Here is a 19,181-nt window from a genome sequence, read left to right on the forward strand (position 1 = left end):
TAACAATCATCAAAACTTAGGGAAGGAAACTCTCTTAAATACTCCTCAATTCTGTCCAGTCCAAAGGGTGCACCGCACACAATACCTAAGCCAATTTTGGTTTTGGGGGAAAAGAAAGCAGTTTATTTAACCTGTCAGGCTTCATCGACAATCCATTAAAGCCAAGCTCGAGCAAAGAAAAACCTTAACTATTGCCCCATCAAAATTACCGGTTCTGTTGTTCTGGTTTGCGAAAATGGACTTAGGGTGAGGGTCGAAAATAGCTTCCACAAAAACGAAGAGATAGACCGTGGCCTTGGTATCGTTGTTGCCGTGGACGAAGAGGAAGAAACAGAGGCAGCGGCTGAAGATACAGCCGTAGTGACTGCCGATGGCACAACCTCAGATTCGGTAGAGGTAGGTTTTCTTGAATCCACTTGTTTTATTGGGGAAATGTAGGGAACATTACCTCTTTTGTATAAATCCTTAAGAGAATGCTCTCTCGCAATCGCCCAAAGATCTTCATCTGACATTCTTACCAGTTTTCTGCTGCTCACGCGTGCATTCATAATACTCCTCCTGGATCCCCCTGAACTCGCGCTTGAAAGGTCATCAGGTTGAACGCTAATGGCCCGCGATTGTGTCTCGGTCAAAATTTTAATTACTGCGTGTTTATCATCCTTTAAATCGATGGGCAGAGGAATAAAAGGATCGTTTCGTTCCCGAATCATCGCCTTCGAACGATCTAAACGGGTGTGATCTAAAATAAAATCAGCGAAAAGTTCAAGGTTGTCAATTTTTTCCCCAGTTCTTTCATCGCTCAGCCAAAAACCAGCACGTGCGCAAGAAAGGGCAGCCTTGTGATTATCTGAAAGTATGTAAAAGCTGAATCCATCACAATAAGGGTTAATGGCTTCAAAAAGCTTAACAGCATCTTGTAAGGCCTTCGTTTCCGCTTCTGTTTCTTTGTCTGCATATTTCCTGGCAATTCTAATATGGCTAATACTGAAGAATGAGCCATGTACTGGTTCTACCCCTTCATGTAAAATGAATCTTCCTATGTTTGTATCCCCTGTTGTGTCTTTGGTGACAATGTCGAATTTAAAGCTACGGGACACTATCAGTGGCGCAGTTTTTTTTGATAGAGAGTTTTTTCTTAATTCCAGTAGGACAGGATCTTGACTGTCGGTGTAATCGATGATTTCAAGGTCGTGCCGATCATGATGGTCCGTCTGAATCTTTGATAAACGTATCGAAAGTTCTTTTTCCTTTGCATAAGCTTCATATCCATTAATAAAATCATCGATAGGCATGAAAGTATGAGCCTGAGCCTTAATACCTAGGAAAAAAATCAACCAAAAAAGATGCTTATTCATACTGTATCCGCCCATAATAAATACTTTTCGTCTTTTAACAGTAAAGAAAAACATTTAACAAGTCGTTAATGATATAAAAAAAATCTAATGAATACAGAAAAAAGGGGTCTATTTTTTTGCAGCTAACAACAGATCAGCAAGGACGATTAGCGGAAGAACAAGCTAAACAGCTGTTAGAATCAAAAGGCTATAAAATTATCGTCCAACGCTATAAGTGCAAAGCAGGGGAAATTGATCTGATTGCGACCTTTGAAGGAACGCTGATTGCGGTCGAGGTTAAATATAGACGCACTTATAACGATGCTGCTGAATCCATAAGCCTTCGCCAAAGGAAACGTATTGTGGAGGCCCTTGGCTGTTTTCTGGCCGAACACCAACACTTACGCCTTGAATACCCTTTCCTTAGGATAGATGTTGTTTTATTATGCCAAACAAGCAATCCAACACATGTTATCAACGCTTGGCAAAGTCAGGACGATATTTATGAATTTTACTAAAAAGATAACCTTAAACTCGGCAGCTATATTTGCGTTTCTGTCCCTTACAGGTTGTGCACCTGTCATCATCGGAGGGGGCGCCGTCGTTGGTGCCCTAGCCACACGTGATAAGGGCGTTACTGGCAGCGTCAGCGATACGCAGATTTCAACAGTTTTGAAAAGTCGCATCTACAGCCACAGCAGTGATCTATATACGAAAATTGGTATGAACGTTCAAAATGGGGAAGTGTTGTTGACAGGCTCAGTCCCCACCGCCGAATGGCAGGCTGATGCTGAACGTATTGCCTGGGAAGTCAATGGCGTGAAGCAAGTTCTTAACCAAATTGAAGTCTCCGAGGGGGGTGGGCTTACTGATATGGCCAAAGACGCGACCATCACCAGTCAAATTAAAAGCCTGCTTTTGTTTGATGCGGGCGTTCGGTCACTAAACTACAGCATCAAAACAGTGGGTGGTGTTGTTTATGTTATGGGGGATGCCCAAAGCCAAGAAGAGCTTAACCTGGTAAGCGACCATGCCAGTAAGGTCAGTGGCGTAAAGAAAGTCATGAATTATGCCCGGGTTAAGGGCGAACCCGCAGCTGAATGAGTTTTTTTATAGTCCCCTTGCCCCATCGCAGTCTGATCAGCTTAAGCGGTCCTGATAAGGCCTCTTTCTTGCAAGGGCTGGTCACCAATGACGTTGAGAAAATATCGCCTCAGCGCCCCCTGTATGCGGCGTTTTTAAACCCCCAGGGGAAATTCTTGAATGACCTGTTCATTGTGGAAACGACAGACGGGGATTGGCTGATTGATTGCGAGAATGCTGAAGAGCTGTTGAAGCGCCTCAACTTGTATAAACTGCGATCTGATGTCACTTTGACGAATTTAAGGGGGCAGTACGCCGTTTATGCCGTTTGGGGGGATGATATCCCAGCCTTAGAGGATGGAGCAGTGATTGATGATCCTAGGCTTCCCGAATTAGGACGCCGCTGGTACGTGCCCTCTGATACCAGCATCCCAATGCCCTTGTCCCCGCTTGAAACTTATGATCGTCACCGCATTCTTTTGGGCGTTGGGGACGGCAGCCGTGATGTGCCAGTACAAAAGGGCATTATCTTGGAACACAACTTTGATGAGCTGGGAGCCATGGATTGGCGTAAGGGGTGTTACATAGGCCAAGAACTGATGGCTCGAACCCACTATAGGGGCGAAATCCGAAAACGTCTTTTACCAGTAAAAATTGAAGGACCCGCGGTCAGTTATGGAGCACCTATTTTTGATGTTGAAGGACAAGAAGTGGGCGAGATGAGAACCTACGTTGATGATTGCGGGCTGGCCATGCTGCGCCTGAGCGTTTTCGATTCGGAACCTGTTGAGTTAAAAGCGGGCCAAACAATTTTAAAACCCTGGATTGCTTTAAAAAAGGGATGAGTCAGGGTGCTTCAACAGAAAATAGAATTAAACCTTTGTTAGTGCCTGTTGGGCACAAATTGGGATTGCTTCTCAACAACCTCATCATACTTCTTTTGTCTGCGTTCTTGGCACCCTGATTTCAGGCCTTCGGACCTTGCGCCCTGAAAAATACGAACGTTCTAAAACCCTTTGCTGAAGAACCATACTTCATACCAGTTTAGGATGATGCATGTTTTATCAGCGGCCACTGATGTTTTTATTTGCTTTTAAAACATAAGATACGATATAATGCGTATTCCGGCGAAAATCGAATAGTGATTCCGGTCTAAACCGAACGGCAATTCCGGCTCAATTCGAATGGTGATTCTGGTCTAATCCGAACGGCAATTCCGGCTCAAATCGAACAGTGATTCTGGTTTAAATCGAATAACGATTCCAAGACGAAGCGATGGCCTTTGACCTCCTGTATCAAGGAGACCTTTGGTTATAAAACGCGTTTTATGAACGCTGTATCCTTTTTTTGTTCAACAAAACATGAAAGGAACAGCCCATGTCACGGAGTCACATATCAATGAGAAAGATCAGAGAAATCTTACGTTTACGGTACAGCTGTGGATGTAGTTACCAGGAGATAGCCAAGAGCATTGGCATTAGCGCGAGTACGGCGGTTGAAGGCGTCAAGAGGGCAAAAGCAGTTAACTTAAGCTGGCCTGTGCCCGACAATCTAGGCGACGAAGAGTTGGAGATCAAGCTGTATCCGCCTGCTCAAAAAATCAATAAAGAACAACGGGGAGAGATTGATTGCATTTATATTCATAAAGAACTCAAGTGCAAGCATGTTACGTTACAATTATTATGGAGTGAGTATAAAGAAAAGTACCCCCAAGGGATTAGCTACAGCCAGTTCTGCGACGTTTACCGAGGATGGCGTAATTCAACACTTGATGTCTGGATGCACCAGACCCACAAAGCAGGAGAGAGACTTTTTGTGGATTATGCCGGTCAAACGATGTCCGTTGTAACGGATACGTCGACAGGGGAAGTCGGTGAAGCACAGATTTTTGTAGCTGCGCTTGGTGCGTCCAGTTTTACCTACGTGGAGGCCACATGGACCCAAACGCTTGCAGACTGGATCAAGTCTCACGTGAATGCGTTTGAATATTATGGTGGCTGTCCAGAGATTGTTGTGCCAGACAATTTAAAGAGTGGGGTCCATAAGGCGCATCTTTACGAACCTGATATCAACCCAACCTATCAAGATATGGCCTCTTATTACGGCGTCGCAATTATTCCAACAAGGTCAAGAAGTCCGAAGGATAAAGCTAAAGTTGAGAATGCAGTCCAACAAGTCGAGAGACAAATTCTGGCCAAGCTTCGTAACCGTACCTTTTTTAGCTTGAGCGAGTTAAACCAAGCTATTCAGCCACTTTTGGATGTCTTAAACCGACGTCCTTTCCAAAAACTGCCAGGATCCCGTTTAAGCCACTTTCAAGACCTTGAGAAACAGGCATTAAAATCCCTTCCAACAACTCGGTATGAGTACGCCGAGTGGAAAAAAGTTAAAGCCGGCTTCAACTACCATATTGAGTTAGACAAGCATTTTTACAGTGTTCCCTATGCCTTGGCAAAGGAATCTCTCTATGTTCGCTATGGACCGACGATTGTTGAAATTTTTTGTCAGAATAAATGTGTCGCGACCCATGTCAGAAGTTATGGTGCCAACGGATATACGACAAATACTCTGCACATGCCAAAAGCTCATCAAGCACAGGTGGAATGGACACCCGAACGAATTGTTTCTTGGGCCAAGAAAACGGGGGAAGCAACGGCAAAATTGATAGAAGTCATCATGGCTTCACGCGCCCATCCTCAACAGGGGTTTCGCACGTGTCTTGGGATTTTAAGGCTCGGCAAGAGTTACGGTGAAGACCGTTTAGAGCTGGCTTGTAAAAGGGCTTTAGAGATAGGAGGCCACAGTTACAAAAATGTTGAATCTATTTTGAAGAACAAGATGGATCAACAGTCTTTATCCTCGTCCTCAGAAGTCAATAGCCTCTCTGATTCTCACGAATATATTCGTGGCCAAAAATACTTTAAATAATCTAAAAAAGGAGACCCTTTCATGTTACTGAATCCAATTGTTTACAACCTTCAAAAACTTCGTCTTCATTCTATGGCAAAAGCCTTTAAAGAACAGCTGGAGCAACCAACCATAACGCAGCTGAGCTTTGAAGAACGTCTTGGCTTGTTGGTTGATACAGAAGTCATCGCCCGGGAAAACAGGCAATTACAGGCACGCTTGCGCAGTGCCAAACTACAGCAGACGGCCTGCCTTGAAGATATTGACCATTCATGTCAGCGTAACCTAGACAAATCTTTGTTGGCCACACTTTCTCAATGCCAATGGGTTGCTTCTCATCATAATATTTTGATTGTTGGGCCGTGTGGCACGGGGAAAACATTCTTGGCTTGTGCTCTGGCCCACAAGGCTTGCCTTCAAGGTTATAAAGTTCATTACTGCCGCCTCAGTCGCTTGCTTAGCGAATTGCAGCTTGGAAAGGGGGATGGGAGTTATGGAAAAAGAATGAGTGAACTTGCTAAAACGGAGGTTTTAATTTTAGATGATTTTGGATTGTCTATTCTGACAGATGAGCAACGCCGTGACTTATTGGAGGTTTTGGATGACCGACATGATAAACGCTCTACGATTGTCACCAGTCAGATTCCTGTCAAACTCTGGCACGAAACCATAGGAAATGAGACGTTAGCGGATGCTATCCTCGATAGGTTGGTTCATAATTCTTATAGGCTTGAAATTAAAGGGGAATCTATGAGAAAAGTGAGGAGTAAAGAAAAGGATCAGGAAAACACCAAACAAAAAAACATCGAGGGTCCTTTGCATGACACAACGGAAATCACAAACAATGAAGGGGTGAAAAAATGAGATAAAATCGGAGAGTTCGCTTCTCTTTGATTCGTATTCGAATTAAACCAGAATCCGCGTTCGGATAAAACCGGATTCACCGTTCGAATTAAACCGGAACGGCCATTCGGATAAAACCAGAATTGCCGTTCGAATTCGCCGGAATACGCAATATAAACCGCATATCGTTCATTTATAGTTGTACATATTGTGTTTAGTAAAATTTTCTTTTGTTTTTTATTTTGTTTTTATTTAAATTTAAATTGCAATGCTTCGGACGCGGGAGGCGATGTTCTGGTTGACCGTATGCCTGTTGAGTCTGTCTTGGGTCGGGGAGGAAGATCAGCACCCCGTTCATCAAGTTTTTCAAATCGCATGAGATCGAAGGCCATCAGTCTTTATGATTGCCTGCTGGATGATGAAGAGGAAAAAACTTCTGAAGCAAATGAGAATAAGGAAAATATTCCACCTTCTAGCATGCCCCCTTCTACAAGAAATCGTGATCGCACCCCCACAGAAATGTCATCTAGCCGTTCCATGGCAACAACTGGTAACCGGAAGAGTGTTGCTGACGTGCTTTCCACACCTGTGCGCCCTGCCCTTTCAAAGAAGAGACGATTCAATCATGAAGAGGCTGAAGCGAGTACAGAGGAGGAAAGCGATCATTCTTCCTGTACTAAAACAGTCACAGCCAGTCCTGGCCCTTCCCCTTGGTGCCGATCCAATAAATCACAAGGCTGTGAGGACCCAAGGGTCTTGAAGAGTAGCCTCAATAGTACTTATGTTGCACCTTCCTTAGGTGATAGAAATCTACAAATAAAAATCGATACCTCTGATACCTGGCATGATCGGACTTTAAAAAATCTGGCTGAGCTGGTTTCGAAAAACAAAGACTTCGTCAAAAGAAAAAATACTGCTTTGTTGGGTATTCAGTTTGTTTACGAGGAAGGGGGAAAACTAAAACTTTCCAAAGAATTTGATATAAATACGTTTTTTGTAAGTGGCGGCAAAGAAATCACTGACAGTCTTGATTTAAAACTAACAACTTCGGGGACCAGAACATTTGAGGCCAAAACTGTATATGATTTCATGGGCAGTGATGAAGACTCTAACCGCGTGACCAAACACATGCGTGATATTATACTTGGTTATTATCAAGAAGCCGCCAACACAAAGTTAAGCGCGCAGACGATTGCAGCCCGTCAAAAAGAAGCGAACTTTACCTATCTTTCCCCTCAGACTCAAAAACAATCAGAAAAGTCTAGCTGCCATGCCAATTCGGGTTTTGAGCTAGCTTATTTACATAGCGAGCAGGCCATCCTTTTGATGTTAATCAGAAATACGAAAGTTTTGGATCCTTTTCTGAAAACCCTTCCACCCGGGGCTACGATCCATCAAATGGCACTGTTAATAGCATCAAAAAATCAAATGTGCCGTCGATGTGGGGCTTGTTATTTTGTTGCTGGGAGTGAATCGGGTATTTTAACAACAACTTTACAAAACTATATTCAAAAATTCCCAAAAAAACGTTTTCAAATTGCTTCAAATAGTTTAAGTGTGTTCACGCAAGTATCAGGATTAAGTGTTTTTGGTAGGGTCAAGCAGTGGCGCGGTATCCCGTTTCCACTGCCTGCCACATCAAACCGGACGTGCGCTATTAACGCATCCGGCTTTCGTTCAGAACCTCATGCTTTCGCTTTCGGCACGTCAGCCATGACGCAAGCTATTTTATAGAGGCCGAGCTTTCCATAAAGGTGCTCGGTCGGAAATTGGCGATGTCCTTTGGTCCCTCTCATTTTATGCTTCTTCACCAACCAACGTCGAAGACGCTTTTCTGTATACTTTCGAACCGTATGGTAGTTCTTTAAAACAGGTCCCTGATTAAAGTAGCCACACCAGCCTCGCAGAATTTGGTTTATTGCCAATATCCTCTTCTCTGCTGTTGTCCAGGTCAATTGAATACGCGTCTCGTTATGGATCTTCTGAATAACTTGTCGAACCGCTTTCTTTGATGGCTGGGTTCCCCAATAGGCCTTATGCTCTTTATTATAAGCCTGACCGAATGTGTACCCCAGAAAATCAAAGGATTCATGCGGCGCTTTTACAATCCTGGTCTTCGTTTCGTTCACAAAAAGCCCTATACGTTCCATAATGGTACGCATAGAATGCATTGCCTCTTCCGCTATGTGGGGAGGACAACAGATGACAAAATCATCCACGTAATTCACCACTTTTGCATTGAGCCGTTTTTCCATGCCGAATTTCTTCCAAGCCAGCAAAAACCGTCTGAAGTAGCAGTTTGACAATAAGGGTGATAGCGGAGATCCCTGGGCTATCCCCCTATGGTGCTCTTTTGCCTCAGACGTTCGATGCGTTCTCCCATGCCGGTGTTCCTCTGTTGGTACCTCTAGCCATTGTTTGATGAGATATAAAACCTTCCCATCAACAATACGGCGACTGAGGCACTTCATCAAATCACCATGGGGGATTGTCGTAAAGTAATCCTGAAGGTCAGCATCAACAATCTCTGTTCGCTTGGCGTCCGTCACATGATAGTAAATGCGACGAAGCGCCATTTTTGCATTAATACCTGATCTGAAGCCATATTGCTCTGGCAATAAATCGACTTCAAATATCGGTTGTAAGACAAGTAACATTGCTGTTTGGACCACGCGGTCCTTAATACATGCAATGCTTAACGGACGAGAGATGTTTTTGCTGTTTCCTTTCGGAATCCATACTCTTCTGAGGGGCTTGGGGGCATAAACCCCTTGTCTCAGCTCCTCGTGCAGTTCCAAAAGCCACTTTTCCTCCCCTATGGTTATAATATCCTCAAAACGCTGATGGTCCACGCCATGGCTACCCCCGTTGCGTTTGCATTGGCGGTAGGCACGTCGTAAAACGTCTGTCCGGTAGATTTTATCCCATAGGCTGTAGAATTTGTAGCTAAGTTCTGCCTTGGCTTTTGCATGTAATGCGTTTTGAAGGACCTCAACTTTACAGCGATCTTTTGCTGTTTTAGATGTTCCTAGATTTTTATCAATCATCCTGCTCGTTCCTTTTGACGCATTTGTTCTAAACCAGGGCCCCTTTCCTCCGTTGGCATTACCCAACTTCATCGGTACTACGGGCCCCTCCGCCATCTCGTCTGGTCAGTGTCTACCCCTCACGAGGCCACTGTTTACGGCTTGCCACACCGTCCCAGCAGAGACTTCCCCTGTTGGACATAGGTCCTCTTTTGTACGTGCCATCATCACTACCCCGGTGGCATAGAAAGGATTAAGGTTGCTCTCTGCCCTTTCTACAGCGGCTTTCCCCAATATTATGGTGGGTCAGCTACCACATTAATCTTCTCGGAGCCTGCTCGATGTTCGCTGCGCGCTACGGCCCGCACAATCGTTGATCATCTACATGACCTTTTCTTCAGATGCTTTAACCCATTCGTTACCTCGTGAGCTACTCCAAAGTACTTCCGGCCGGAGCAACAGTTTACCGGGTGGAATTCGCACCCACTGAACCTACGCCCCTTAGCAGGGCGCACATAACATTAATCTTGAGCACAGGTTAAGGCAAATGAAGAACGCAGCTGCTCAGATTAGGACAGCCGTGAGTTTGCACCCCATGTGGGCCAGAGATGCTTGCGTAATCAGATACCAGAAAAGTATAGAAGTGAAATTGAAAATAAAAATAAAGACTTTCCTAAATTTATCTTGCCTGATGATGGCGATGATGACTAGTGATATGGGCAATGCCTCTTCAAGTGGGGATGACCCTACGATTGACTGGAAGGCTAGGCTAACAGCTTGGTCAACGAATAATCTGCCAAGCGCCACATTTCCAACCTTAGAAGCAACGGAGGTTAATATAGCTGCTGACATTTTGTCAAAAGATTTGGCTGCATTATTTAAATTGGGTAATAGTTTTATTGCGTCTTTAACACAATCCACTGCACAGTGTCTCTTTGAAGTTGCTTGCATGAAGGACACTGAAACTGGTCTTTCCTTTAAAGTGCGTGAAAGTCTTGTAAAAATAGCAGAAAAGAAAACCGATCATTTGAATTTTAACGAATGGGCCGATATATTGGGAAAAAAAGGGATGACAGATCAGGAGTTACTTTACACGGCTAAAGCAGCAAATAAAGGAGATGAAGATTGCCTTCTGTACCTTCGACAAATCCTGAAGGGTGAAGAAACCTCGAATGCTACAAAACTCAAAGTTCGGCAGCTATTCAACGACTATAGTCTTTTGTCAGAAGATGATGAATAGGGAAAAATGCTCACTATTCTATTATTGTTATCACCAGAAAAGGAAAGCCTAACTTATTAAAAGACATTATACATATTGAATTTTGTCTTTTTTTAGAAAGCCCTATTTCTGACCTTTAATGACTTCTCAAGATCCATCAGAATTATTAGCCTGCTTTCTAATTTTATTCAATCTGCATCATAGAGTGTGATTAAAAGTGGGAGCTGGCCTATTTTATGCCGCTTTTCGTGATACCCAATAGCCGTCCCAATTTCGATTTGCCCTATTGACCCTAAGTTCCAGCATGTCTGCTGCGTTTGTTTCCTTCCACCAAGCACCCGCAAGTTTTAGACGTTTTTGGATTACGTATCGGTGGGCACTTTCAATCTCTCCCGACCCAATCGGTAATCCTTTTTTTATGGCACCAGCATAATCAAGTTGGTTCGTACGGTTGGAAAGGTAACGATGACAATCTCTGACAGGGGTTTCTGTATTTTCTTCCGGTTCAAAATGTCGCCTTAATTCCTCCAGAACATCGGCAGGTTTCGCCGTTTTTAACCGTTCTTTTTGCTGATCCAGCCAGGTGTGTTTGTTAGAACTGCACCCAGGCGCCGCTCTACTCAGATACTCACACACGTGATAAAAGTCGACTAAATAGGTTGCTTGTGAACCAAACTCTTCATCCACCTGATTTGCAATCCAGCTGGCACCATCGCCTAAACAATGGACAGTCGTCTTGTCATCCATCCCCGATTTCTTTGCACATCTATAAAGCTGTCGACCAACAACGTCTGGCTTACCCAATGTCGTTGCAAAAATAGGCGTCACAGAACCAACTGGGTGCGCAAGGCTTAGTCGTGCTTCTCGCCAAGAAAGTTTTTTATGCTTTCGGGTGTCGTGCTTTTCAACCCCATCTGGCTTCTTTTCATATGTCACGATGGGGGGACCATGCTGCCATCTGTTTCAGCTATGACCAGTGCCTGAGGGCGTAGGCTCACCTGTGTTGGTTCCTGCTCGCTGTTTAAAAACATATGATGGGCGTGCTTTTGGGTTATGATCCGAGCACTGCTGGTGGGTACCGTGATGCCATAATGTTCTTTCAGTTTTGAATCCACTTGACCGAAAGCATTATCAGCGCCAAAGTCGGTTATGGAGCGCTCCAACAACAGAGAATATCCCCGGCATGAAACGGCGGCACTGGAGGAAAAAGATCGAATGCATTTCTTTAGTCCAGGCTGATAAAAAATAGGTTCTTCTACGCTTATTTTTCCATAGGTTGTATGCCAGTGGAGTTTTTTTTAGACTTCCTTTCCACGGTAACACCACTGTTTAAAAGGGTTTCTTGGCTTCGTTCCCATTTCGTCTGCTGCCCTTTCTTGAAGCATTTCCCTTCCCAATGATCGGAGCTCTTGCTGAACCAAGAGTTCCGCATCATCAGCCCTGGTTGAACGGCCGTCCGGGTTATCGATAATCGTAAATTATTCCTCAATACGGGCCCTTAAAACAGGGTGAGTATCAAGCTTCTTTATAAATTCTTCATTTGTCATTGACATGGTCAGCTCACTATTTAGTTAAATTTACTCTATATTTAACTTATTTTTAAAAAAACATCTATCTCAACTCCCACTTTTAATCACACCCTGCATCATATGTCTAGTTGTCTTCCACCTTATATTGTTTTAGAATAAGCATGTTAATTAGTTTAAGGTTCTTTTTCTTGCTCTCTGATCTTCTTCCCAAGGACCTCAATGTTCCACGTGAAACAATCAAAAAACTAGAATTGTACGATCAGCTTCTGAAAAAATGGAATAATGCCTACAATCTAGTTGATCAAGGCACACTCCTCGAATCCATATCTCGACATTTCCTCGACAGCATGCAACTTTATAATCTGATTGATCTTGAAAAATCTCTTATCGACTTAGGATCTGGGGCTGGTTTTCCTGGAATGGTTCTTGCTATTATGGGTGCAACTCAAGTAACATTAGTCGAATCAAATCGAAAAAAATGTCTCTTCTTGAACGAAGTCTCTCGCCAAACATCAACAATGGTTGAGATCTTGAATTACCGATTAGAAACCATTCAAGACAAATTTCACCAAATCACAGCCCGAGCCTTTACAAACTTAGCGGAACTGCTCCTGATCATGCAGAATGTTTCACGTGAAACAGGTGGCGTAGGTTTTTTCTTAAAAGGCGAAACATGGCAACAGGAAATCGAATCATCCCTGCAGCAAGGGTGGAGGTTTTCCTATGAAGCAATTCCCAGCACAACCCAAGAAAAAGGAGCCATCATAAAAGTATGGGACGTACGTAAATGAAACCAGCCAAAATTATTGTTGTTGCGAATCAAAAAGGTGGCGTCGGAAAAACAACAACGGCCGTGAATATTGCAACAGCCCTTGCCGCTGTTGATCGAAAAGTTCTGTTGGTGGATTTTGACCCCCAGGCTAATGCGTCAACCGGGGTCGGAGTCTTGCGGAAAAACAAACATTTAACAAGCTATGATATGCTGATTGGGAAATGCACAATTGGAGAATGCATGCTTAAAAGCAGCATCCCAGGCCTAATGCTTATTCCAGCCGGAATCCAACTTGTTGGAGCCGAGATTGAACTTGTTAATATTGAAAATCGAGAGACAATATTTAAGACGCTGGTTGATCCCTATCGACAAATCTTTGACTACATCATTATTGATTGCCCCCCGTCTATGGGGCTTTTAACACTTAATGCATTGGTTGCAGCGGACGGTGTTTTGGTGCCTTTGCAATGCGAATATTATGCTTTGGAAGGGTTGAGCTATCTTTTAAACTCTATACAAAAGATAAAACGGAATTTTAATGAGAAATTGGCATTATTCGGGATTGTCTTAACGATGTATGATAGAAGAAGTTCTTTATGTTCCCAAGTGGCTGCAGACGTGCGATTTCATTTAAAGGATAAGGTTTTTAAAACCGTTATTCCCCGAAATGTAAAGGTATCAGAGGCCCCCTCCCATGGAAAACCTGTGTTACTCTATGATGTGGGGTGCATTGGATCACAATCTTATATGGAACTCGCAAAAGAAATTTTAATTAAAGAAAAGGAATAAATATGAATTCCTCAAAGGAAAATAAAACACTAGGCCGGGGCCTTTCTGCATTGCTTGGTGATATGGGCGACTACGGTGATTCTAACACAGACCGAAGATTCCAGAATCAATCGATTGATATCGACTACATCAAACCTGGAAAAATGCAGCCTCGTCAATATTTTGACCCGGAAAAAATGGAAACTTTGACAAATTCCATAAAGCAGAAGGGCGTTTTACAGCCTTTGGTTGTAAGAAAACTAGACGATGATTTTTTTGAAATCATTGCGGGTGAGCGTCGATGGCGTGCAGCACAGGCCGCAGGACTCACAACGATTCCGGTGGTTGAAATTATTTGCACCGATGAAGAAGCCTTAGAAATCGGTCTTATTGAAAACCTTCAGAGGGATGATTTGAACCCTATGGAAGAGGCCGAATCTTTTCAACGCCTTATTGATGATCATAAAAAGACTCAAGAGGAGATTGCCTTTTCCATCAGCAAAAGCCGTAGCTACGTTGCCAACATGCTCAGGCTAAACGGTTTGCCAGAGCCAGTGAAAGCCCTTATCAGAGAAGGTAAATTATCGGCAGGGCATGCGCGCAGCATTGCCAAGGCAAACGATATTGAGCAGGTGGCCCAAAAAATTATTCAAGATAAGCTGTCGGTGAGAGACACTGAAAATCTTGTCCGCCGCGAACGCCAACCTGCCTTTAATCAACCGACGATTGATCCTGATATAGATATGATTACCCGACGAATTGGGGAACGTTTGGGTATGAAAACTAAAATTCAATTTACCAGGGACGGCGGTGCTTTGACTTTTTATTTCCAAAGCTACGAGCAGCTTGACGAGCTTGTTGGTTATTTAAGCTCTGTATAAGGGGGGAATCGCGTGTTAAGAGAAATCATATTAGATACCGAGACAACCGGCCTTAGCCATCAGGCAGGACACCGTATTGTGGAAATAGGCTGTATAGAGCTTTTAAATCACATGCCAACAGGGAAACATTATCAGGTATACATAAACCCCGAACGAGAGGTCCCTCCTGAATCCACGGCCATTACAGGGCTTACCCACGATTTCCTCAAAAACCATGGAGTTTTTGCCTCGGTTGCTGATGATTTCTTGTCTTTTATTCAAGATGATAGGCTTGTTATTCATAATGCCAATTTTGACGTTGGCTTTTTAAATGCAGAGCTCGTCCGCCTCAATAAACCAAAAATAGAAATGTATCGCGTTGTCGACACGCTGTTAATAGCCCGTCGTAAGTTTCCAGGCTCACCGGCAAGCCTTGATGCGTTGTGTAAGCGCTTCCAAATTGACCTAGGCGGCCGATCTAAGCATGGTGCGTTGCTGGACTCTCAATTGTTGGCTCAGGTGTATCTGGAGCTTTTAGGGGGGCGCCAAAGACAGCTGGGCATTCAAAAAGACGCCGGACGGCAAGAAAACCAAGATATTTCAAACAGCACCGTGGTGGTATTTCCCAGAAGAGACTTTGTTTTGAAATCTGGCGAAGAGGAATCTCACAAGGATTTTGTCAAAAAAATATATGGGAACCTATGGGGATACTAAAAAAAACGCCTTTGATGAAAAGGCGCTGTGCATTCTTAGAAATTAAACGAGAAAAACTATTTAATCTTTGCCTCTTTAAAAGCGACATGTTTCCGAATGACGGGATCATACTTACGCAGTTCCAATTTCTCTGGCTTTTTACGTGGGTTTTTTTGTGTAACATAAAAATACCCGGTATCGGCAGTGCTCAAAAGTTTGATATTAATAACAGCTGATTTAGCCATCTAAAGATCCCCTAAACATATTTCTAACAGTTAACGATCAAATTGGAGCGGGCGAAGGGATTTGAACCCTCGACCCCAACCTTGGCAAGGTTGTGCTCTACCACTGAGCTACGCCCGCTTCTTTTATGAGGCTACATATATAACGAACTCGTAAATCCATTTTATATGATTTAACCATCTATAGTATGACTGCCCTGTTTTTAGCAAGTCTTTTTGGAAATTTTTTTTACAAAGTCAGCATCACGCAAACTTTGCGATCGCATCTGCGATAAATTCCACCTGGCTTTCGGTTAACTCAAAGAAAAGGGGAAGCCTTAAAATCGTATCAGCTATCCGGGTTGTCAACGTCAAGACACCCTCTGTACGGGCGAATCTTTGCCCCCCGATGGAATCATGTAAAGGGACGTAATGGGTGGCGGACTGAATACCTTGACTACACAAATGGTCCATTAAAAGATTACGGCTTTTGCTGTCTTTTAACAAAATATAAAATAAATGACCGTTATGCTGGCAATCGATTGGAATCGTCGGCCGGATTAAACGTTCCATTTTCTCTAAAGGTTCTAAAACCTGATGGTAATAATTCCACATCCGAACGCGGTGCTTTGTTATTTCCTTGATGAATTCAAGTTGAGCCAACAGGAAGGCAGCTGTCACTTCACTAGGTAGAAACGAGGACCCTTTATCAACCCAGCTATATTTATCGACCTGGCCTAGTAAGAACTTTTTTCGATTGGTCCCCTTTTCCCAAATCATTTCAGCACGGCCCACCCATGAAGGGTCATTAACCATAAGGGCTCCACCCTCACCCGAAATAATATTTTTGGTTGCATGAAAGCTAAATGCGCCTGAATGTCCCAAGGTCCCCAAGGCTTTGTTTTTATAGTATGCTTCCACACCCTGTGCTGCATCTTCGATAACGAACAAATTATGTTTTTTAGCAAGGTCCCGAATGGTATCCATCTCACACCCAACACCGGCATAGTGCACACACAGGATGGCTTTTGTGGAAGGCGTAATCGCCTCTTCTATTTTAGTTTCATCAATGTTCAAGGTATCGGGGCGAATATCAATAAAAACAGGAACGCCTCCCTGCAGAACCACGGCATTGGCTGTGGAGACGAAGGTATAGGAGGGCATAATCACCTCGTCTCCGGGTTGAATGTCTGCCAACAGAACGCTCATTTCCAGGGCAGCCGTGCAGGAATGGGTCAACAAAACTTTTTGACAGGCTGTCAACTTTTCCAACTCGGCCTGACACTTTTTGGTAAAATGGCCGTTGCCGTGCAAATATCCCTCTGTTAGAGATTCAGATATAAGAGTTTGCTCTTTGCCAGTTAAATAAGGTTTTCCAAATGGAATAGTGAAGGAGTGTGCCATGAGCGTCAGGATGCCTTTACGAATAGGAAGTGAAGTCTATTATGAATCAACTTATAAAAGTTAAGACACCACCAATCAAGGTTCTTCGTCTTTTGCAAAGATTAGATGAAATTTTTGGAAAATTCGTCTATGAGGATCCGGCAATATATGTTTCCCTAAGGGCACTTAGGGAATGTGGTTTTTCATAAACAATAATATAAAGAACGGTTTGGCTGATCCTTGATTGTTCCCTTAATTTAATTATCGTTTCAAAGGATAATTTATGATGACTATTAGCATTTTAAATCATGACAAAAAATATCACCGTGTATTGGCCAGAATTCTCCTCATAAGCGTTTGTGGGTTATCAAATGGGTGGGCAGAGTCGGGCAATACGTCTTCTACTAACCAGCAAAAAGGAGAAACCGATATGAAAAGCATTACAGAAAAGGCCAAAGAAACAGGTCACAAAATTGCTGAAAAATCACATAATGTCAAAGAGGCTGTAAAAGACAAATATCACGCAGCCAAAGAGACCGTCGTAGGTAAAAGCGATGATGCTAAAGAGAAAGCCCACGAAGCAGCCGATAAAACGAAAGAGAAAGCCCATGAATCGGCTGACAGAACGAAAGAGAATTGGGAAAAAGTGAAAGACAAGGCTGATGAGATGAAGGAAAAAGGGAAAGATAAAATTTCCGAGGGGTCCGAGAAGACAAACGAGAGTATTCAAAAGAAAACAGAATAGATAACCCTTTTACGTCTCATATTAAACAGTGAGGGTGGAGCCATGCCTAATAAACAAACAAATTGGGTGCTTGTAGCAGACGGCGGTCAGGCCAGGTTATTTAAATATACCGACCAATATGACCAACTTCAGCAAATCCTGCATTTGGTCCACCCCCATCCCTTGAATCACGAACAGGGGGCTGATAAACCTGGTCGGACTTTCGGGTCAGCGACCATCCTCAAACATGCTTATGAACCCAAAACAGATTGGCATGAACACCAAAAGAAAGATTTCTTTAAGAAGCTTGCTCATTTCCTTATCAAATCCTATGAGGACAAGGAATTTAAAAGGATTACGCTGGTTTGTCCTGCGCATCTTGTGGGTTCACTGCGAGACACCATTCATACCCATTTAAGTAAAATCCAGCCCCCACTAAATGTGGAGGATATTAAGGTCATAGCCAAAGACTATACTCATTTGAACAAGGATGAAATCCAGAGAAAACTGCAGGCAATTTAAAACTTGCAAAAAAACTCATTGGCGCACCCGAGACGATTCGAACGTCCGACCTTTGCCTTCGGAGGGCAACGCTCTATCCAACTGAGCTACGGGTGCATGAGGCCAATGTATTGGGTATATCCTGAATTAACAGGAAAGACAATTGAACAAAGGGGATTTGATAAAAAAAGTGTTCCGATGAAATAAAAACTTCCATAGGCTTACACCCCTTTCAAACGATTTTAAACAGGTATAAGTTTGTTGTTTTACCTATTCCTTGCTAAGGTGTTTTTTATAATAGCATCGCATTAAGGTAAGGCCAACACTATTGGAACAATTCACACAATGGGTTCAAAACTGGGGTTATGGCGCCGTATTCCTAGGTTCCCTGGTCGAGGGGGAATCGGTCATCCTCATAGCAAGCTCTATGGCTTATCTGGGTCATTTATCAATCTATAAAATTATGATTGTGGCATTTACCGGCACCGTGATTGCCGATCAAGCGCTTTTCTTGCTGGGGCGCCACTATGGGCCAGGAATATTCGATCGTTTTCCCAAATTTAAAAAACCTGCTAATCGGGCCTTCGCCTTGCTTCACAGGTTTGATGTTTGGTTTATCATTGGTTGTCGGTTTGTTTATGGCATCCGCGTCACCAGCGCCATTGTTATTGGTGCGGCCCAGATTCCCCTGTGGCGATTTATTCCACTTAATATTCTGTCTGCCGTCATCTGGACATTGGTCAGCTGTATCGGGGGGTATATGCTGGGGGATGTTATGAAGGAAATTCTTGATCACTTTTCCCTGATTCAAAAGTATTTTTTTAAGGCCCTTGGTTTGATTGTGGTTGTTGCCATGGCGGGTTGGTTTGCCTGGCGCTGGTGGCGTTCAAAGAGGCAACCTGATCAGGGTTGAACGGGTCAGGACTTGTAAATATTTTAATACGCGCCCCCTTTCGTGGTCTAAATTAATAAATTTTTAACTATTTAAATCATACAATTTATCTATAAAGCTTATCAACTTTTTAGAGGATTCTATGAAAAATAGTATTAAATATTTCTTTCTTTCAACACTTGGCCTTATCGTTAGTCTCACAATCTCGTCTTTTGCGTCGTCAGATACTAAAAATGAAGAACAAGCAAAAGCTGCAAGCACAGCACTGGTACCTGTCAGTCAATCATCTGCATTAGTGGCAGTCGCTAACAACACAGCCTTGACACTGTCGGTGACACAACGCGCATCTGGCCTTCCAGCCTTTAACCCTCCATTTTTCCGACACGTATAGTATGAATTATTATAAATTTAGAACTCAATATCTTC

21 protein-coding genes and 2 tRNA genes are annotated in these 19,181 nt (G+C 43.3%); 15 read left to right on the forward strand and 8 right to left on the reverse strand.

Going from position 1 to position 19,181, the window contains the following annotated elements:
• Positions 1–188: 188 nt before the first annotated feature.
• The gene (locus tag EQU50_RS06600; RefSeq protein WP_130154344.1) at positions 189–1,355 is read right to left on the reverse strand and encodes a hypothetical protein; all 1,167 of its coding nucleotides are present in this window, start codon (positions 1,353–1,355) and stop codon (positions 189–191) included.
• A 116-nt stretch (positions 1,356–1,471) separates the two neighbouring features.
• On the opposite strand from EQU50_RS06600, the gene EQU50_RS06605 reads away from it, so the two are divergent.
• The 6 genes from EQU50_RS06605 to EQU50_RS06630 all read left to right on the forward strand — a co-directional run bounded on the left by EQU50_RS06605 (position 1,472) and on the right by EQU50_RS06630 (position 7,901).
• On the forward strand, positions 1,472–1,852 hold the full coding sequence (locus tag EQU50_RS06605; RefSeq protein WP_165380378.1) for a YraN family protein: 381 nt from the start codon (positions 1,472–1,474) through the stop codon (positions 1,850–1,852).
• A complete protein-coding gene (locus EQU50_RS06610) occupies positions 1,839–2,438 on the forward strand; it encodes a BON domain-containing protein (protein ID WP_165380379.1) in 600 nt (199 codons plus the stop codon). Before EQU50_RS06605 ends, EQU50_RS06610 begins: the two co-directional genes overlap by 14 nt.
• Positions 2,435–3,262, forward strand: a complete 828-nt coding sequence (ygfZ, locus tag EQU50_RS06615) for a CAF17-like 4Fe-4S cluster assembly/insertion protein YgfZ (protein WP_130154347.1) — start codon at positions 2,435–2,437, stop codon at positions 3,260–3,262. Before EQU50_RS06610 ends, ygfZ begins: the two co-directional genes overlap by 4 nt.
• Before the next feature lie 553 nt (positions 3,263–3,815).
• On the forward strand, positions 3,816–5,345 hold the full coding sequence (istA, locus tag EQU50_RS06620; protein ID WP_420886594.1) for an IS21 family transposase: 1,530 nt from the start codon (positions 3,816–3,818) through the stop codon (positions 5,343–5,345).
• A 21-nt stretch (positions 5,346–5,366) separates the two neighbouring features.
• The gene (istB, locus tag EQU50_RS06625) at positions 5,367–6,188 is read left to right on the forward strand and encodes an IS21-like element helper ATPase IstB (protein ID WP_130153461.1); all 822 of its coding nucleotides are present in this window, start codon (positions 5,367–5,369) and stop codon (positions 6,186–6,188) included.
• 285 nt (positions 6,189–6,473) lie between these two features.
• The gene (locus tag EQU50_RS06630) at positions 6,474–7,901 is read left to right on the forward strand and encodes a hypothetical protein (RefSeq protein ID WP_130154348.1); all 1,428 of its coding nucleotides are present in this window, start codon (positions 6,474–6,476) and stop codon (positions 7,899–7,901) included.
• Here EQU50_RS06630 and ltrA read toward each other — a convergent pair.
• Positions 7,853–9,214, reverse strand: a complete 1,362-nt coding sequence (gene ltrA / locus EQU50_RS06635) for a group II intron reverse transcriptase/maturase (protein ID WP_130153494.1) — start codon at positions 9,212–9,214, stop codon at positions 7,853–7,855. The genes EQU50_RS06630 and ltrA overlap by 49 nt on opposite strands.
• 679 nt (positions 9,215–9,893) lie before the next feature.
• Here ltrA and EQU50_RS06640 point away from each other — a divergent pair.
• Positions 9,894–10,433 carry a hypothetical protein gene (locus EQU50_RS06640; RefSeq protein WP_130154349.1) on the forward strand — a complete coding sequence of 180 codons (540 nt, stop codon included), beginning with the start codon at positions 9,894–9,896 and terminating at the stop codon, positions 10,431–10,433.
• A 213-nt stretch (positions 10,434–10,646) separates the two neighbouring features.
• On the opposite strand, the gene EQU50_RS06645 is transcribed toward EQU50_RS06640, so the two are convergent.
• Both EQU50_RS06645 and EQU50_RS06650 read right to left on the reverse strand, forming a co-directional pair.
• Entirely contained in the window at positions 10,647–11,348 is a 702-nt protein-coding gene (locus EQU50_RS06645; protein ID WP_130154350.1) for a UPF0236 family transposase-like protein, read from the reverse strand.
• Entirely contained in the window at positions 11,345–11,578 is a 234-nt protein-coding gene (locus EQU50_RS06650; RefSeq protein ID WP_130154351.1) for a hypothetical protein, read from the reverse strand. Before EQU50_RS06650 ends, EQU50_RS06645 begins: the two co-directional genes overlap by 4 nt.
• Positions 11,579–12,102: 524 nt before the next feature.
• Here EQU50_RS06650 and rsmG point away from each other — a divergent pair.
• Genes rsmG through dnaQ form a run of 4 tightly spaced genes read left to right on the forward strand, consistent with a single transcriptional unit; the run spans position 12,103 to position 15,055 of the window.
• Entirely contained in the window at positions 12,103–12,732 is a 630-nt protein-coding gene (rsmG, locus tag EQU50_RS06655; protein ID WP_130154352.1) for a 16S rRNA (guanine(527)-N(7))-methyltransferase RsmG, read from the forward strand.
• A complete protein-coding gene (locus EQU50_RS06660; RefSeq protein WP_130154353.1) occupies positions 12,729–13,502 on the forward strand; it encodes a ParA family protein in 774 nt (257 codons plus the stop codon). The genes rsmG and EQU50_RS06660 overlap by 4 nt, the downstream gene beginning before the upstream one ends.
• 2 nt (positions 13,503–13,504) lie before the next feature.
• Positions 13,505–14,362 carry a ParB/RepB/Spo0J family partition protein gene (locus tag EQU50_RS06665; RefSeq protein ID WP_130154354.1) on the forward strand — a complete coding sequence of 286 codons (858 nt, stop codon included), beginning with the start codon at positions 13,505–13,507 and terminating at the stop codon, positions 14,360–14,362.
• Between the two features lie 12 nt (positions 14,363–14,374).
• Entirely contained in the window at positions 14,375–15,055 is a 681-nt protein-coding gene (gene dnaQ / locus EQU50_RS06670) for a DNA polymerase III subunit epsilon (protein WP_130154355.1), read from the forward strand.
• 56 nt (positions 15,056–15,111) lie between these two features.
• On the opposite strand, the gene rpmG is transcribed toward dnaQ, so the two are convergent.
• The 3 genes from rpmG to rffA all read right to left on the reverse strand — a co-directional run bounded on the left by rpmG (position 15,112) and on the right by rffA (position 16,659).
• Positions 15,112–15,279, reverse strand: coding sequence for a 50S ribosomal protein L33 (gene rpmG / locus EQU50_RS06675; protein ID WP_130154356.1), 168 nt, complete (start codon positions 15,277–15,279; stop codon positions 15,112–15,114).
• Between the two features lie 43 nt (positions 15,280–15,322).
• Positions 15,323–15,397: transfer RNA gene (locus EQU50_RS06680), tRNA-Gly, on the reverse strand.
• Positions 15,398–15,519: 122 nt separating this feature from the next.
• The gene (gene rffA, locus EQU50_RS06685; protein ID WP_130154357.1) at positions 15,520–16,659 is read right to left on the reverse strand and encodes a dTDP-4-amino-4,6-dideoxygalactose transaminase; all 1,140 of its coding nucleotides are present in this window, start codon (positions 16,657–16,659) and stop codon (positions 15,520–15,522) included.
• Between the two features lie 262 nt (positions 16,660–16,921).
• Here rffA and EQU50_RS06690 point away from each other — a divergent pair, with 262 nt between their 5' ends.
• Both EQU50_RS06690 and EQU50_RS06695 read left to right on the forward strand, forming a co-directional pair.
• Complete coding sequence (locus EQU50_RS06690; RefSeq protein WP_130154358.1) at positions 16,922–17,383, forward strand: YtxH domain-containing protein; 462 nt, start codon at positions 16,922–16,924, stop codon at positions 17,381–17,383.
• Between the two features lie 42 nt (positions 17,384–17,425).
• Positions 17,426–17,884 (forward strand): host attachment protein, encoded by a 459-nt coding sequence (locus EQU50_RS06695; RefSeq protein ID WP_130154359.1) that lies wholly within the window; start codon positions 17,426–17,428, stop codon positions 17,882–17,884.
• 19 nt (positions 17,885–17,903) lie between these two features.
• On the opposite strand, the gene EQU50_RS06700 is transcribed toward EQU50_RS06695, so the two are convergent.
• Positions 17,904–17,980: transfer RNA gene (locus EQU50_RS06700), tRNA-Arg, on the reverse strand.
• 211 nt (positions 17,981–18,191) lie between these two features.
• On the opposite strand from EQU50_RS06700, the gene EQU50_RS06705 reads away from it, so the two are divergent.
• On the forward strand, positions 18,192–18,776 hold the full coding sequence (locus EQU50_RS06705) for a DedA family protein (protein WP_130154360.1): 585 nt from the start codon (positions 18,192–18,194) through the stop codon (positions 18,774–18,776).
• Positions 18,777–18,897: 121 nt separating this feature from the next.
• Entirely contained in the window at positions 18,898–19,146 is a 249-nt protein-coding gene (locus tag EQU50_RS06710) for a hypothetical protein (RefSeq protein WP_130154361.1), read from the forward strand.
• Positions 19,147–19,181 lie beyond the last annotated feature (35 nt).

The sequence above is a fragment of the Candidatus Finniella inopinata genome, assembly GCF_004210305.1.
GTDB lineage: Bacteria > Pseudomonadota > Alphaproteobacteria > Paracaedibacterales > CAIULA01 > Finniella > Finniella inopinata_A.

Coding starts and splice junctions, on each gene's coding strand:
- EQU50_RS06600 (WP_130154344.1), bottom strand. CDS start 1,355: ATGAATAAGCATCTTTTTTGGTTGATTTTTTTCCTAGGTATTAAGGCT.
- EQU50_RS06610 (WP_165380379.1), top strand. CDS start 1,839: ATGAATTTTACTAAAAAGATAACCTTAAACTCGGCAGCTATATTTGCG.
- ygfZ (WP_130154347.1), top strand. CDS start 2,435: ATGAGTTTTTTTATAGTCCCCTTGCCCCATCGCAGTCTGATCAGCTTA.
- istA (WP_420886594.1), top strand. CDS start 3,816: ATGAGAAAGATCAGAGAAATCTTACGTTTACGGTACAGCTGTGGATGT.
- istB (WP_130153461.1), top strand. CDS start 5,367: ATGTTACTGAATCCAATTGTTTACAACCTTCAAAAACTTCGTCTTCAT.
- EQU50_RS06630 (WP_130154348.1), top strand. CDS start 6,474: ATGCCTGTTGAGTCTGTCTTGGGTCGGGGAGGAAGATCAGCACCCCGT.
- ltrA (WP_130153494.1), bottom strand. CDS start 9,214: ATGATTGATAAAAATCTAGGAACATCTAAAACAGCAAAAGATCGCTGT.
- EQU50_RS06640 (WP_130154349.1), top strand. CDS start 9,894: ATGATGACTAGTGATATGGGCAATGCCTCTTCAAGTGGGGATGACCCT.
- rsmG (WP_130154352.1), top strand. CDS start 12,103: ATGTTAATTAGTTTAAGGTTCTTTTTCTTGCTCTCTGATCTTCTTCCC.
- EQU50_RS06660 (WP_130154353.1), top strand. CDS start 12,729: ATGAAACCAGCCAAAATTATTGTTGTTGCGAATCAAAAAGGTGGCGTC.
- EQU50_RS06665 (WP_130154354.1), top strand. CDS start 13,505: ATGAATTCCTCAAAGGAAAATAAAACACTAGGCCGGGGCCTTTCTGCA.
- rpmG (WP_130154356.1), bottom strand. CDS start 15,279: ATGGCTAAATCAGCTGTTATTAATATCAAACTTTTGAGCACTGCCGAT.
- rffA (WP_130154357.1), bottom strand. CDS start 16,659: ATGGCACACTCCTTCACTATTCCATTTGGAAAACCTTATTTAACTGGC.
- EQU50_RS06690 (WP_130154358.1), top strand. CDS start 16,922: ATGATGACTATTAGCATTTTAAATCATGACAAAAAATATCACCGTGTA.
- EQU50_RS06695 (WP_130154359.1), top strand. CDS start 17,426: ATGCCTAATAAACAAACAAATTGGGTGCTTGTAGCAGACGGCGGTCAG.
- EQU50_RS06710 (WP_130154361.1), top strand. CDS start 18,898: ATGAAAAATAGTATTAAATATTTCTTTCTTTCAACACTTGGCCTTATC.